A 13,305-nucleotide genomic window follows, 5' to 3' on the forward strand; every position below is an offset into this window, starting at 1 on the left:
CCGCCTAGAGCAGCACAGCCAGCGCGGCAATCGCCGCCAGGGCAGTGATCGCGAGCGCGGCGCTGGTGGGCGCAAAGCGCAAGGCCTCGGCGCTTGCGATCAGTTGCCAGTCGGCAATCGCGGCGGCGGGCCAGCCATAGGCTTCAGGTTCACGCTCGAAAAGCCGCCATGCCCCGCCGAGCAGAGCGGCGAGCACGATGGCGAAGAAAATCCAGCCATAGACGATGTGATCGAAGCCGGTCGCCTGCTCGGCCCCGATGAACTGCGCTACGTAGATCGTCGCCCAAGCGCGCACGCCATTGGCGAGGATCGGCACGATGATGCAGGCGGCGAGGAAAGCCGCGCGGCGGGTCCAACTTTCAAAGCGGGTGAAGCACACCAGCACGGCGAGCGTTACCATCGCGATCAGGAATTTCACCCCGGAGCACGCCTCGGCGACGATGAACAGGCCGGCGGGCGTGTGGATGTGGATGCCCTCGATCCGCGCGGGCACGCCGCTCAAGTGGGTGAGCGCGATGGCGATTTCGGCGGTCACGGTTTGCAGCGGCGGAATGATTTCGTCGCCGAACGGCACGAGGAAGCTCGCAAAGGCGAGCGGCAGGGCGAGCAGCACGCTAACGCGCAGGCCGAGCACGGTGACGACCGCCGCTTGCAACGCAGCCACCGCGCCCACTTGCGCGATAAGGTTGATGCCGCGTGTCTCGCCAACCCACCACAAGCTCAGCGCCGTTGCGACGCCGATAAGGCCCGGCCAGAATGGCTGCGGCGTGACCGCGGCGAGTTCTTCCTCCTTCAGCCCCACAAGCCAGGCGGTGATGAAAGGGACGAGCAGCAGGTGGTTGTACGTATCAATGTTCCACCACTGATGCAGCATCGCGCTCCAGCTTTGCGCCGTCACCGCGATCAGTACCGCCGCCGCTAATGCGAGCGCGCCAAGCGGGCCGCGCCATGCGACGGGAAGGCTGGCTGAGGCAGGTGCTGAGGGAAATGTGGCGGTCTCAGGCGGCATGGCGCTGCCCCTCGTCCGCCATGCCGATCAACCCCGCGAGCGGGGCTAGCATCGCATCCCAGCCATGATGGTCGAGCACGAACCGCCGCGCTGCCGCGCCGATCCGGGCGGGAGCCTCGGGATCACGCAGCAGCGCTTCGATGCGGGCGCACATGGCGGCGGGATCGGGCGGACACACCAGCCAATCCTCGCCATCGCTGGCGGCAATGCCGGTCGCCGCATCGGGCGTCAGCACCACGGGCTTGGCCATCGCCATGGCTTCGAGCACCTTGTTCTGCACCCCGCGCGCAATCAGCAGCGGGGCAAGCACGGCATCGGCGGCAGCGATGAAGGGGCGCACATCGGGCACCTCGCCCCACACCTGCACACCGGGGGTGCCGTGGTGGGCCATGAGCTTGCCCGTAGGGTTGCGCCCCACGACATGGAACATCGCCTGCGGGAAACGCGCGCGCAGCTTGGGCATCAGCGCTTCGATCACCCACAGCGCGGCCTGCTCGTTGGGGCGGTAGTCCATCTGGCCGGTGAAGGCGAAGTGCGGCCCCGGCAGGCCTGCGACCACCGGATGCGGAATGGTGGCGGCAGGGTCGAAAAAGGCCGCATCAATACCGTTACCGATTACTTCGACATTGACCTTGTCCGGTGCAGTCAGCCGGCTGCGGTAGAGCGCCGCCTCGGCTTCGGAGATCAGGATTGTCGCATCGGCGCGCGCGCCAAGCCGTTCTTCCTCGATCGCCAGCAACCGCGCCTCGCGGGCGTTGAGCCAAACGCGCTCGCCTACATCGGCGTAGCTGGCAAACTTGGCGCTATCGACGTCGCACAGGTCAATCACGACGCGGCCCTTGAAGTCCGCAGGGATGTATTGACCCATCTGGCCGGAGAAGATGACGATCACAGCGATGTTGTGGGCCGTGATCGTATCATGCACCCATGCTTCAAGCTTGCGGCTGTGGAATGCAGTCAGGCTGACCGGCTTGCCGGTCAACACGGCTTCTATCCCCGCCAGCGGCAAGGGCTTGGTGCGCGGGGCGATGCAATGTGAGGCCGCCAGCGCCGCCAATGCATCCTCGCCTTCACCGGCGCTCTCGGCAAAGCAGCCGACATGGACCGGAGCAAGCCGCGCCAGCGCTTTCAGCAGATTATGCGAGCGGATCCGGTCACCCCGGTCGGGTGGGAATGGCACCCGGTGGGCGAGGAACAGGATCTCCCCCATCACGCCAGCCCGCGCGCGATCCACGGCCCTAGTGTGTTGGCGATCGGCAGCGGCAGCTTCTTCCACAGCTCGATCTTGCGGCTGAAGCTGGTGTCGGTCGGGTCGATATTGCGGGCAGGCTGGCCGGGGGCGGTCCATGCGCCATAGGTCAGCGGCTGCGGCACAAAGCCCCAGTTCTTCTTGAAGGCGAACGGCCCGCTTCCCGTCTTGGAGCGCCCGAAATCGAACCGGGCTATCCCCTGCCTGCGGGCGTGGAGCATCAGCTCGTAATACATCAACTCGTTGGCGCGTGCTGCCCGCGCGGCGAACACGCCGCCGCCCCAGAACGGCATGACCACGTCGCCGTGATAGAAGCTCAGGACACTCGCCAGCGGGGTTTCGCCCTGCCAGACCGTGACAATGTCGCTGCTGGACGGGAAGGCCTCCAGCATCGCCGCGAACAGCGAGCGCGAGAACACCGGAGTGCCAAGATTGCGCACGCTCGCGCTGTAGCAAGCGTAATGCGCGGCGAGATCGGCAGCGCTGCGCCCGATGGTGATGCGGTGGCCAAACGTCAGGCCCTTCCTGACCTCGGCGCGGGCGCGTTTCGGAATGGCAAGCAGTTCTGCCTGATCGTCAACGGCAAGCGCGCGCTCGAACCCGCAGTGCTTGTCCGACCATGCTGTCCAGCCATCGGGGATCGCGCCGCCGCGCAGCTCGATACCGGTAAAGCCGCCGGCATGCGCATAACTCTGCGCACGCTGGGCGAGGACCTGCGCGGCGTTATCGCTATGTGCGATGATGCCGCCACCGACCCCGAACCCGCTCGACACCAGCGCCTTGCCGAACAGCACGGAACGCGCCTCGGTCAAAGGCAGCCAGCCTGTCACGACACCAAGTCGTTCGGCGATCAGACCCGCCGCGCGCTGGCGCGTTCCGGCCTCGACTGCTTGCAACCATGCCGGACGGTGGAACAGGCTTGCGCCCGTCTCCGCAACGAAACCCTCGATCCGGCGCAGGTCAGCGGCGTCGCCGAAATCGACAACCCGCACGACCTCTCCGGCTTTCACCGGCGCATTCATGCCGCGATATCCGCCGACGCCGCGTCAGGATCAGGCAAGAACAGATCCTCGGCCCGCGCCGCCTCGCGGTGAGCGACCAGATCCATCCGGCTCCACCGAAATTCATGGACCAGCTCGCGCAGCTTGCCCGCCATCTTGCCCAGCCCCGTATAGTGCCGGAAGCGGGAGCGCAGCGGCGCGTGTCCGACGCGCGGCTGATCGGGATCAACCTCCCACGGGTGGAAATAGAACACCGCCGGGCGGCCATCGGAGCGGTTGACCTGCCGGATCGCCCAGCGCGAAAAGCCGTAAGGCAGCACGCGGAAGAACCCGCCGCCGCCTGCCGCCACGCGCCGCCCGCCCAGCATCGCGGTGGTCACCGGAAGCTCTACCATCGGCGACCACGGCAGCGGCTTGAAGGCAAAGCGCGGCGCTTCGGGCCAGCCATAATGGTCATGGGCCACCGGGGCGACGCTGGAGGAATAGACATAGCCCTGCTCGGCCAGCTCGGCGAACGCCCATGGGGTGCGGCTGTCGATCGAGAAGCTCGGCGCGCGGTAGCCGGTGACTGCCACGCCCGAACAATCCTCAATGATGGTGCGCGCCTTGCGGATGTCCTCGGCAAAGCCCGCACGATCCATGGTGAACACCCGCGCATGGTCATAGCCGTGGCTAGCGAGTTCATGGCCTGCGTCAGCGATGCGGCGGACCATGTTGGGGTGGCGTTTGGCCACCCAGCCCAGCGTGAAGAAGGTCGCGCTGACATCGGCTTCGGCGAACAGATCAATCACGCGGTAGACATTGTCTTCGACGCGGGTCTTGATGCTGTCCCACTCGCCGCGGGCGATGACGTTCTCGAAGGCGCCGACCTGGAACCAGTCTTCGACATCGACCGACAGGCCGTTCACGATGCCCTGCGCAGCGCCAAGACTGGCGCCGGTTGCAAGCCGTTCAGAGAGAGGCTGAAAGGGGGCGTTCATGGCGTCACGCCGCCTCGCGCGACGAGTCTTCCTCAAGCCACTCGATCAGCATGGTGAGCACATGGCGGAAGGATTGCTCCTGCTCTTCGAGCCGAGCTTCGATCCGCTCGAGCGCGGTGGCAAAGCGGGCCTCGGCGATGCGGGCTTCCTCGGGCGAAAGCGCTTCGCCGTCGGCACCCTGACCCATCCCGGCGGCCTGCAATTCGCTGATCGCGGCTTCAAGCTCGGCAGTGCGCGCGTCACGTTCAGCCAGCAGCGCGGCGACTTCGGTTGCGGGCAGGCTGCCCTGCGCGACTGGAGCGGCAGGCTGAGGCGCAGCGGCGGGTGCGGAGCGCAGATCGCTCGCGCCGCGTGCGCCGCGGTTCTGGTCCGCCGCCATTTCGGCGATCACATCGTCGAGCATGGCGAGGCTTAGGGTATCGCACTCCTCGATAGCGCCCAGCAGCAACAGGCGGTTCATCACCTGATTGACCCGGCGCGGAATTCCGCCGGTGTGGCGATAGAGGCTCTCGAGCAACCCGGCATCGAACATCGGCCGATTGTCCCACCCGACATGGCCGAGCCGGTGGCGCACGTAATGTTCGACCTCACCCGCATCCAAGGCTTCGAGGTGGTGTGAGGCGATGATCCGCTGGCGCAGCTGCTCCAGCCCCGGATGATGCGCGACCATGCGGCGGAACTCGGGCTGGCCGAGAAGCAGGCTTTGCAGCAAAGGATGCGCGCCGAGCTGGAAGTTGGACAGCATCCGCAGCTCTTCCAGCGCGGTCAGCTCAAGGTTCTGACACTCGTCGACCACCAGCAGGCAGCGGCGGCCCGCGCGCGCTTCGTCCTGGAGGAAGCGCTCAATCGCGCCCAGCGCCCCGGCCTTGTCCTGCCCCTCGACATGCAGACCAAACGCCTGCGCCACCACATGGACGACCTCGGCCCCGTCGAGCGCTGAGGTGACGATCTGCGCCACAGTCAGCGCCGCCGGATCAATCCGCTCCATCAGATGGGCCACGAGCGTCGATTTGCCCGCGCCGACCTCGCCGGTGATGACGATGAAGCCCTCACCCTGCGCCAGGCCATAGCCGAGATAGCTCATCGCCTTCTTGTGGCTGGTGCTCTCAAAATAGAACTGCGGGTCGGGGGTGAGCTGGAAGGGTCGCCCGCTGAAGCCGTAGAATTGTTCGTACATGAGCCGCTTATCCCGTCAGAAATTGTAGCGCAGGCCAACCAGCGCGGTGGCAAAGGCGAAGTCCTGGGCGGTGAATTCGCTGTCGAAGTAATCGACCGCAATCGCTGCCCGGCCCACAAGCCGCTGGGTGATTGACTGGTTGTAGGCCGCCGAAGCGCCCATCGCCGTCACGTCATTGTTGTTACCGGCCGCGTTGAACCAGTTGACGTAGGCATTGGTGGTGATGTTCGCATCCTGCCCGATCTGGCGAGTGAGACCGCCGATCACGTAGTAGCTTTCATCCGTCAGCCCGTTCACCGGTGCGAGCACTGTCCCGGCCGCAGCGATGAAGGTGCGCCGGTCATAGCCTGCGCCCAGCGCTGCCACGGTGCGGCCCATTGTGCGCTGGTACGAAGCGCGAACCCCGCGCCCGCGGAACGCTGCCGATCGGGTCGAGCCGACGCCGCCGATCAGCGCTTGCCCTTCGGTGCCGCTCACTAGCCCGCCGAAATCACCCGTTACCGGGTTGCGGATCGCTTCGAAATCGCTCGAAAGACCCGCCAGCGCGTTGTTGAGCGTCCCGCCGACGCCGCTCACCCCGTCATAGGCCGCCACGGCAAAGGCGCTGCGCTGGCTGGGGACGTAGGTGAAGGTACCGTAATAGGTGGTGGAATCGTACCGCCGCCCGACCGACGCCTGAAGGCTGGTGCGCGAGGACGGCCGCCACAGCACGCCGACATCCCACAGCAGGCCGTCGACATCGAAGGCGATCCGGCGCGGGGCGTTGGGATCGGTGACAAAGCGGCCATCGGAGCCAATCACCGGCACGCCATTGGCATCGCGCACGGCATCGCGGCTCGAAATCTCGACATCCTCGTAACCCGCGCCCGCCACCAGAGCGAGCGTGCGCGACACCGGCAAGGTCACATCACCGCGCACAAACAGATCGCGGACCCGCTGATCGAGATTGCCGATATCTTCCTGAAAGCCGCCCGCTGTCACGGCAAGGCCGACCGGCAGAACTTCGCCCGGACTTACCCCAGCACGCAGCTGGCCGAGATAGGTCACGCTGTCATCGAACACATCGATGGTGTTGCCCGCTTGCGTGACCAGCGCATCATCGGCCTCGAACCTGTTGTACCCGACGCGCGCCACGCCCTGCACATCGACGTCGCCGACGCGGGTGTTGAGGCTCGGCCCAGCGTAGAAGCTGTAGATCCGGCTTTCGGCATCTTCACGCACCAGCGGGTTGGCGGTGGTGCCGCCGCCCGCGTCGATCCGGCTGCGCGAGGCAAGCGCGCCCGCTTCCAAGCTCAGCGTATTCGGTACCAGCGCCAGCGTGCCGCGTGCGACCCCGCTGATGGTGTTGGTGTCGACGCTGTCATCGCCGTAGCCGATATTGCGTTCATAACGGACAGAGACAGCCGCACCGCTGTTGCGGCCCTGCACGTTGATATCCACGCCCACCGCAACCTGCGTGAAGGTGACGACATCATCGCCGGGGCTCAGCTCAGCCGAGACGATCTGACCGACCTCGATATAGGGCTGTACCACGCGGTTGCCGCGCTGGCCGGGGGTGTCGCCCCCCTGTCCTTGACCTTGGCCGGATCCCTGACCTTGGGCCTGAGCGTAAGCCGGATTGGCAGCCGCGGCGATCAAGCCAGCGGCCAGCAATGCGGCTGCGAATGAGCGGGCACGCATCTCTATTTCCCCTTGGTGCCATACGTGCCGAAGCGCCGCCCCGAAGGGCTGTAGCGCGCGGCATTCAGAAGCAGTTTGATATCGCCGCAGGCCGACAACAGCTGCTGCGCGTCTTCCAGAGCGGCGCGGCTGGTTTCGTCTGCGCGCACGACCAGCAGCGCTTGCCCGACATGCTGGGCAAGCTCGGCAGCGGGCGAGGCGGCAAGCGCGGGCGGCGTGTCGAAAATCACGATCCGGTCCGGCGCACCCTGTGTCAGCCGGTCGAGCACTTCGCCGGTGCGCGCACTGGCCAGGTATTCGGCATCGAGCGAAGTCGCTGTGCCCGCAGGCAGGACGAACAGGCCTTCGATGTCGGTGCGGATCACAAGGCTTTCTGGCCGGATCGACGGATCGGCGAGCGCATCCATCAGGCCTTGCTCGACATCGATGCCGAGGCGCAGCGCCACCGAAGGCTTGACCACATCGGCATCGACCAGCAGCACCTCAAGCCCGCGCTCAGCAGCGAGCGCGATGGCGAGGTTGGTGGCGCAATAGGTCTTGCCCTCGCCCGGATGGGGCGAACACACGAGAATGCGGCGGGCGAGCGGGCTGGCGCCCGCACGGGCATCGGCGAGCAGCTCGCGCTTGACGATGCGGAATTCTTCAAGAAGTCCGGTGACCGGGTCTTCCGGCACGATCAAACCACCATCGCGCAAATGCTCGCGGTCGATGTGGACAAGCGGCCCGCCAAAGGCGACGGCACGCGGCGCTTCGGGCTGAGGCGCAGCAGGAGCCGCGACAGGCTCGGGCTTGGCGAAAGCCACCGGCTGCGGCGCGACGGGCGCCTGCGGTGCGGGCTGCGGAGCAGGCGCGCGGCGCAGTGCTTCTGGCACCGACGGAACCGGCGGCACGGGTGGCGTTCGCACCGGGCCTAGCCCGAACGCAGCGTCAGCGCGCTCGAACAGCGATGCCGGCCGTGCGCCTTCGCGGTTGATCTTCCCCTGATCGGTCATGCTTCGGCTCCCATCCTCACGCTATCGACCCTATCGAGACGACCTCGATGGCGAGAAGGATCACAAACATCATGCCAAGCCCTGCGCAGGCTCCGGCGAACTGCATCAACCGGCGGCGTTCGATCGCGCGTGCGGCGTCTGATACGGTCAGCGAAATCGAGCCGATGACCGGCAGATCGAAGGTGCGCTCCAGCTTCTGCGGCGTGGCGAAGCTCGATTTGAGCTGTGCCAGCGCATAGGCCGCTGCGACCCCTGCCCCGATCCCGACGATCAGCACGCCGAACAGCAGCAGCGGACGATTGGGCGCGGCAGGCTTTTGCGGCACGCCGGGCTGCTGGATGATATCGAACCGGAACTGGCTGGCCTTGTCCTCGACCTTGCCGCGCGTGCGCAGCGCCTCACGATCTTGCAGCAGCTTTTCGTAATTCTGGCGCAGGACGTCGTAATCGCGGCTGATGCGGTTGGCTTCGGCGGCGACCGCCGGTTCGCTCGCCTGACTCGCCATCAACGCGGCAAAGTTGCTTTGCAGCGCAGCACGGCGGGCCTGGAGGGCTTCGACGGTGGCCTGACGCTCACTCTTGATCGCGATCAGCGAGGCATAGGCCGGGTTCGGCGTGCCGCCCGCATCATCGCCCGCAGCCGCAGCCTGCCGCGCAAGGATCGCAACCTGCTTGGTGGTCGAGACGACATCGGGGTGGCTGTCGGTCAACCCGCGTGAGCGCAATTCGGCCAGTTGGGTCTGCGCCTGCTGCAAGGCGGCGCGCGGGCCGGTCGCCTGCGGCCCACCGGCAATCGTGCGCGGCGTGGCCGCCATCTGCGACGAGATCGCCGCGAGGCCGCTTTCCGCCGCTGCCAGATCGGCATCGACATTGCGCACTTCGGTGCGGGCCTGCTGGACCTTGGTGGACAGGCTATCCGAGCCGCCGACCAGATCGGGATATTGCGCTTCGAACGCCAGACGGCGCTGTTCGGCCTGCTCGAGTTCGAGCTTGCGCTCGTCGAGCTGGCGGTCGAGATCGCCAATCGCGGTGCTGATCCCGGTGCGGTTGCCGATCACATGCTCTTCGCGCAGGATGTCGAGCAGCTTCTGCACCACATCGCGCGCCAGCACGGCGTTCTCGGCATCGGACAGATCACCCCGGCCAATGGCGGCGGTGATTTCGAACAGGTTATCCTGCTCGCTGGTGACGGTAACCTTCTTCTCCAGCTCGCCGATCATCGAATCCAGCGCGCCGCGTTCGGTGATGCCTTCGCCCAACCGGGTCGAGGTGATGACCTTTTCGAGGTTCTTGGCGCTCGACAGCGTTTGCCGCACGCGCATGATCTCTTCCTTGCCGTCCCCGGCAATGCCGAGCTGCTTGGAGAGCACATCCTGCACGTCAACATAGACGCGCGCCTTGGATTCGTAGCTGTTGGGGATCATGCTGACCACCAGCCACCCCAGCACGCACACGCCCCAGGCGGTCGCAATCGCCATCCAGCGCCGGTGCCATACCGACCACAGTGCCGCGCGCAGTTCGTCGAAGATCTCGCTCATCCCCCGGCGCGCCCCTTAGAACCGGCTCTCGGGGATGATGATTGTGTCACCCGGCTTGAGCATCACGTTCGCCGTCGAATCGCCCTTGCGGATCAGGTCCGACAACCGCAGCCGGTATTCGACCTGGGTGCCGGTCTCATGATCGAGCCGGATCAGCTTGGCGCGGTTGCCAGCGGCAAACTCATTGAGCCCGCCCACCGCGATCATCGCGTCAAGCACGGTCATGTTGGCGCGGTATGGCAGCGACGCAGGCTGCCCGGTCGCGCCGATGACGCGCACCTGCTGGGTGAAATTACCCTCGGGCGTGTTGACGATCACCGAGACGATCGGCTGCTCGATATACTTCGCCAGCTCGCCCGCGATGTAATCCTGCAACTGGGTCGCGGTCTTGCCCACGGCCGGGATGTCCTGCACCAGCGGGATCGTCAGCCGTCCATCGGGGCGCACGCGCACCTTGTCGGCGCTGAGTTCGGGGTTGCGCCAGACGTGGATGGTGATCTCGTCGAGCGGGCCGATGGTGTATTCCTCGGACGGGGCGACGCTGCCGTCACCATAGCTGGCCGAGGGCAGTTCCGTGCCTCCGCTAGCGCAGGCCGCCAACAGGGCAGCGCTGACGCCAAGAGCTGCGAGACGCATCGGGGGCAGACGGTTCAACATCGGTCGAGGATCCTTGGCCAGTTCTTGCCGGGCGGCGCGTATCAGCGCAGGAGCGACCTGCAACACGGACCGCCCGGTTATGGGGGTTCTTGTCGCTGGAAATGGTGAACATCTGGTTAGTTATACAGCGCCAAATCCGGCCCTATCCCGCGATGGGACAGCGGATTTGCGGCGGTTAACGCAAGTTGTTGTGACGCGTCAGACCAGCAGTTCAGCCGCCGGGCCGTGACCGAGGAAGGCACTGGGCGAGGCGGTCGCGCCATAAGCTCCCGCGCAGAAGACCGCGACCAGATCGCCCACTTCGGCTCGAGGCATCGCGGCATTGTCAGCAAGTCGATCCAGCGGGGTGCACAGACAGCCGACGATGTTGACTTCCTCGGTCGCCTCAGCCCCGTAACGCGTTGCAATGGCTGACGGATAATTGCGGCGCACCACTGTACCGAAATTGCCTGAGGCAGCGAGCTGGTGATGCAACCCGCCGTCCGTCACCAGGTAAGTCACGCCGTGGCTAACCTTGCGGTCAATGATGCGGGTCAGATACACGCCCGCCTCGCCGACGAGGTAGCGCCCGAGTTCGATGCACAATTCGGTATCCGCGAGCACCGGCGGCAATTCAGCCACACGCTCGGACAAAGCCGCACCCACGCGCGCCAGATCGACCGGGGTGTCGCCCGGGAAATAGGGAATCCCCAAGCCCCCGCCCATGTTCAGCTTGGGCAGGCCGTGGCCGATCGCGTCGGCAAGTTCAGCGGCCAATTCCAGCACGTTGCCTTGCGCTTCGATGATCGCGTCTGCGCTGAGCGTCTGGCTGCCGGTGAAGATGTGGAGGCCGCGCCACTCAGCCCCTTCGCCGATCAGGTGTCGGGCAAGATCGGGCACCCGCTCGGCATCAACGCCGAATTGCTTGGCCCCGCCACCCATCTTCATCCCCGAACCCTTCATTTCGAAGGACGGGTTCACCCGGATCGCGATGCGCGGTGCCTTGCCGAGCCTCTGGCCGATGGCGACCGCCCGCGCGCCCTCACCCTCGCTTTCGCAATTGAGCGTCACGCCTGCGGCAATCGCGGCCTCCAGTTCATCGTCGCGCTTGCCCGGCCCGGCAAAGCTGATGCGCCGGGGATCAATCCCTACCGCCACGCACAACGCCAGTTCTCCCGAGGAGGCAATGTCGAAACCATCCACAAGCGGCGCCATATGGCCGATCACCGCGAGATGCGGGTTCGCCTTCACCGCATAGTTCAACCCCACCCGCGTCGGCAGCGCCGCGCGCAACTCCGCCACGCGGGCATCAAGATGCGCGCGCGAATAGACGAACAGCGGGGTGCGCCCCGCCTCGGCCACCAATTCGCTCGCGCGCTTGCCGCCGATGGCGAGTTCGCCTGCGATCGTCTCGTAACCAGCTGGGATCGGGCCGACGGGCTTCATTGGGCAAATTCCTGATTGAGTTCAGCCTGCAAGGCAGTGCGGTCGATCTTGCCATTCGGATTGAGCGGCATCGTCTCGCGCCAATGGATGTGCTGGGGCTGCATGAAATTGGGCAGGTCGCGCTGGAGCCGCTTGGGCAATTCCGCGCGCGCCGCTTCGTCGGCGGCGCCGCGCACCACCAGATGCACCGCTTGGCCAAGGCGCGGATGCGCCACGCCCAGCGCGACCGCCTCAGCAGCGAGGCCTGAGGCCAGCGCGGCCTCCTCGATTTCCTGCGGGCTGATGCGGTTGCCCGCGCTCTTGATCATCGCGTCGCGGCGTCCGGCGAAGTAGAGCAAGCTTTCAGCCGCGCGCCGCACCCGATCACCCGACCACACCGCCATCCCGCCATAGGCCGAGGCGGCCGGTGCAGGCTTGAAGCGCTCCGCCGTCCGCTCCGGGTCCTGCCAATAGCCCTGCGCCACCAGCGGGCCGCAATGGACCAGCTCGCCCTCCTCGTCATCGGCGGCGATATCACCTGCATCATTGATCACAAGAACCTCTGCGAAGGGGATCGACTTACCCATTGATGTTGGATGGGAATCTACCAGCGCAGGATCAAGGTAGGTCGACCGAAACGCCTCGGTGAGACCATACATCGGGAACAGGCGCGCTTCGGGGAACAGACCCCGCAAGGATCGCACCAGATCCACCGTTAACGCCCCCCCGCTATTGGTCAGCCGCCGCAAAGGCGCGCGCGCCTCCTCGGGCCAGTCGATCTCGGTCAGTTGCACCCACAGGGGCGGGACAGCGGCGAGCGTCGTCACCCCATGCTTGGCGCAGGCCTTGGCGACATCCTTGGGGAACAGGAAATCGAGCGGCACCACACAGCCGCCCGCATACCACGTCGATAGCAACTGGTTCTGCCCGTAATCGAACGACAGCGGCAGCACTGCCAGCGTCACGTCGTCCTCCGCCAACCCAAGATAATGCGCCACGCTGACCGCACCGAGCCACATATTGGCATGGCTAAGCATCACGCCCTTCGGGCGACCGGTCGAACCGGAGGTGTAGAGGATCGCCGCCAGTTCCGCCGGATCGGCCGCGGATGGGCCCATTTCTCGCCCAGCAGCCTCAGCCGCCGCCAGCGCCTCGGCCTCGCCCAGCGCGGCGCAGCCCGCAGGCAAATCGCCCGGCTCCAGCGAGGCAAGCCGCGAGCCCGTCCCGATCAGCAGCATCGCGCCGCTATCGGCAAGAATGTGCGCGGCCTGGGCGCGCTTCAGCAGCGGATTGATCGGCACATGCACCAGCCCTGCCCGCGCGGCAGCGAGCGGCAGCAGGCACGTGACCTCACCCTTGGCCGCCCAGCTTGCCACCCGCGCGCCCTTGTCCGGCACCATCTCGGCCAGCCATCCGGCGAGCCGCGCGACACGCTGTCTTAACTGATTGTGGTTAAGCGTGCCCTCGCGCAGCACCAGCGCAGGCCTATCGCCACGCCCCGCCGCCCCCGCCAGTTCGGCAAGGTGGTCAAGCGGGCGCAAGGCGGGATCGGGCTGGTGCGGCATAGTCAGGAGCATTCTTTTACAGTGATCGAAGCGCGGTATCACGATAGCGTTAAC

11 protein-coding genes are annotated in these 13,305 nt (G+C 66.2%); all 11 read right to left on the bottom strand.

Annotated features, from left to right (window positions below; translation table 11 throughout):
* Positions 1 to 4: 4 nt before the first annotated feature.
* Positions 5 to 1,009 carry an exosortase A gene (gene xrtA / locus GRI59_RS10245; RefSeq protein ID WP_160761072.1) on the bottom strand — a complete coding sequence of 335 codons (1,005 nt, stop codon included), beginning with the start codon at positions 1,007 to 1,009 and terminating at the stop codon, positions 5 to 7.
* Complete coding sequence (locus GRI59_RS10250; RefSeq protein ID WP_337190258.1) at positions 999 to 2,243, bottom strand: TIGR03087 family PEP-CTERM/XrtA system glycosyltransferase; 1,245 nt, start codon at positions 2,241 to 2,243, stop codon at positions 999 to 1,001. The genes xrtA and GRI59_RS10250 overlap by 11 nt, the downstream gene beginning before the upstream one ends.
* Positions 2,219 to 3,280: a FemAB family XrtA/PEP-CTERM system-associated protein gene (locus GRI59_RS10255; protein ID WP_160761073.1), complete on the bottom strand. Its 1,062-nt coding sequence runs from the start codon at positions 3,278 to 3,280 to the stop codon at positions 2,219 to 2,221. The genes GRI59_RS10250 and GRI59_RS10255 overlap by 25 nt, the downstream gene beginning before the upstream one ends.
* On the bottom strand, positions 3,277 to 4,239 hold the full coding sequence (locus tag GRI59_RS10260) for an XrtA system polysaccharide deacetylase (RefSeq protein WP_160761074.1): 963 nt from the start codon (positions 4,237 to 4,239) through the stop codon (positions 3,277 to 3,279). The genes GRI59_RS10255 and GRI59_RS10260 overlap by 4 nt, the downstream gene beginning before the upstream one ends.
* A 4-nt stretch (positions 4,240 to 4,243) precedes the next feature.
* Positions 4,244 to 5,416, bottom strand: coding sequence for an XrtA/PEP-CTERM system-associated ATPase (locus tag GRI59_RS10265; protein ID WP_160761075.1), 1,173 nt, complete (start codon positions 5,414 to 5,416; stop codon positions 4,244 to 4,246).
* Between the two features lie 15 nt (positions 5,417 to 5,431).
* Complete coding sequence (locus GRI59_RS10270) at positions 5,432 to 7,096, bottom strand: preprotein translocase subunit YajC (RefSeq protein ID WP_202390950.1); 1,665 nt, start codon at positions 7,094 to 7,096, stop codon at positions 5,432 to 5,434.
* A 2-nt stretch (positions 7,097 to 7,098) separates the two neighbouring features.
* Complete coding sequence (locus tag GRI59_RS10275; RefSeq protein ID WP_160761076.1) at positions 7,099 to 8,088, bottom strand: AAA family ATPase; 990 nt, start codon at positions 8,086 to 8,088, stop codon at positions 7,099 to 7,101.
* A 16-nt stretch (positions 8,089 to 8,104) separates the two neighbouring features.
* Positions 8,105 to 9,625 carry an XrtA system polysaccharide chain length determinant gene (locus GRI59_RS10280; protein ID WP_160761077.1) on the bottom strand — a complete coding sequence of 507 codons (1,521 nt, stop codon included), beginning with the start codon at positions 9,623 to 9,625 and terminating at the stop codon, positions 8,105 to 8,107.
* A 15-nt stretch (positions 9,626 to 9,640) separates the two neighbouring features.
* Positions 9,641 to 10,282, bottom strand: coding sequence for an XrtA/PEP-CTERM system exopolysaccharide export protein (locus tag GRI59_RS10285; RefSeq protein ID WP_160761078.1), 642 nt, complete (start codon positions 10,280 to 10,282; stop codon positions 9,641 to 9,643).
* A gap of 198 nt (positions 10,283 to 10,480) precedes the next feature.
* A complete protein-coding gene (locus tag GRI59_RS10290; RefSeq protein WP_160761079.1) occupies positions 10,481 to 11,707 on the bottom strand; it encodes a pyridoxal-dependent decarboxylase, exosortase A system-associated in 1,227 nt (408 codons plus the stop codon).
* Complete coding sequence (locus tag GRI59_RS10295; protein WP_160761080.1) at positions 11,704 to 13,251, bottom strand: acyl-CoA ligase (AMP-forming), exosortase A system-associated; 1,548 nt, start codon at positions 13,249 to 13,251, stop codon at positions 11,704 to 11,706. Before GRI59_RS10295 ends, GRI59_RS10290 begins: the two co-directional genes overlap by 4 nt.
* Positions 13,252 to 13,305 lie beyond the last annotated feature (54 nt).

Source organism: Erythrobacter ramosus, assembly GCF_009828055.1.
Classification (GTDB): domain Bacteria; phylum Pseudomonadota; class Alphaproteobacteria; order Sphingomonadales; family Sphingomonadaceae; genus Erythrobacter; species Erythrobacter ramosus.

What these genes read in the sequence shown, in the direction of transcription:
- xrtA (WP_160761072.1), bottom strand. Translation starts at nt 1,009, where the DNA reads ATGCCGCCTGAGACCGCCACATTTCCCTCAGCACCTGCCTCAGCCAGC.
- GRI59_RS10255 (WP_160761073.1), bottom strand. Translation starts at nt 3,280, where the DNA reads ATGAATGCGCCGGTGAAAGCCGGAGAGGTCGTGCGGGTTGTCGATTTC.
- GRI59_RS10260 (WP_160761074.1), bottom strand. Translation starts at nt 4,239, where the DNA reads ATGAACGCCCCCTTTCAGCCTCTCTCTGAACGGCTTGCAACCGGCGCC.
- GRI59_RS10265 (WP_160761075.1), bottom strand. Translation starts at nt 5,416, where the DNA reads ATGTACGAACAATTCTACGGCTTCAGCGGGCGACCCTTCCAGCTCACC.
- GRI59_RS10270 (WP_202390950.1), bottom strand. Translation starts at nt 7,096, where the DNA reads ATGCGTGCCCGCTCATTCGCAGCCGCATTGCTGGCCGCTGGCTTGATC.
- GRI59_RS10275 (WP_160761076.1), bottom strand. Translation starts at nt 8,088, where the DNA reads ATGACCGATCAGGGGAAGATCAACCGCGAAGGCGCACGGCCGGCATCG.
- GRI59_RS10280 (WP_160761077.1), bottom strand. Translation starts at nt 9,625, where the DNA reads ATGAGCGAGATCTTCGACGAACTGCGCGCGGCACTGTGGTCGGTATGG.
- GRI59_RS10285 (WP_160761078.1), bottom strand. Translation starts at nt 10,282, where the DNA reads ATGTTGAACCGTCTGCCCCCGATGCGTCTCGCAGCTCTTGGCGTCAGC.
- GRI59_RS10290 (WP_160761079.1), bottom strand. Translation starts at nt 11,707, where the DNA reads ATGAAGCCCGTCGGCCCGATCCCAGCTGGTTACGAGACGATCGCAGGC.
- GRI59_RS10295 (WP_160761080.1), bottom strand. Translation starts at nt 13,251, where the DNA reads ATGCCGCACCAGCCCGATCCCGCCTTGCGCCCGCTTGACCACCTTGCC.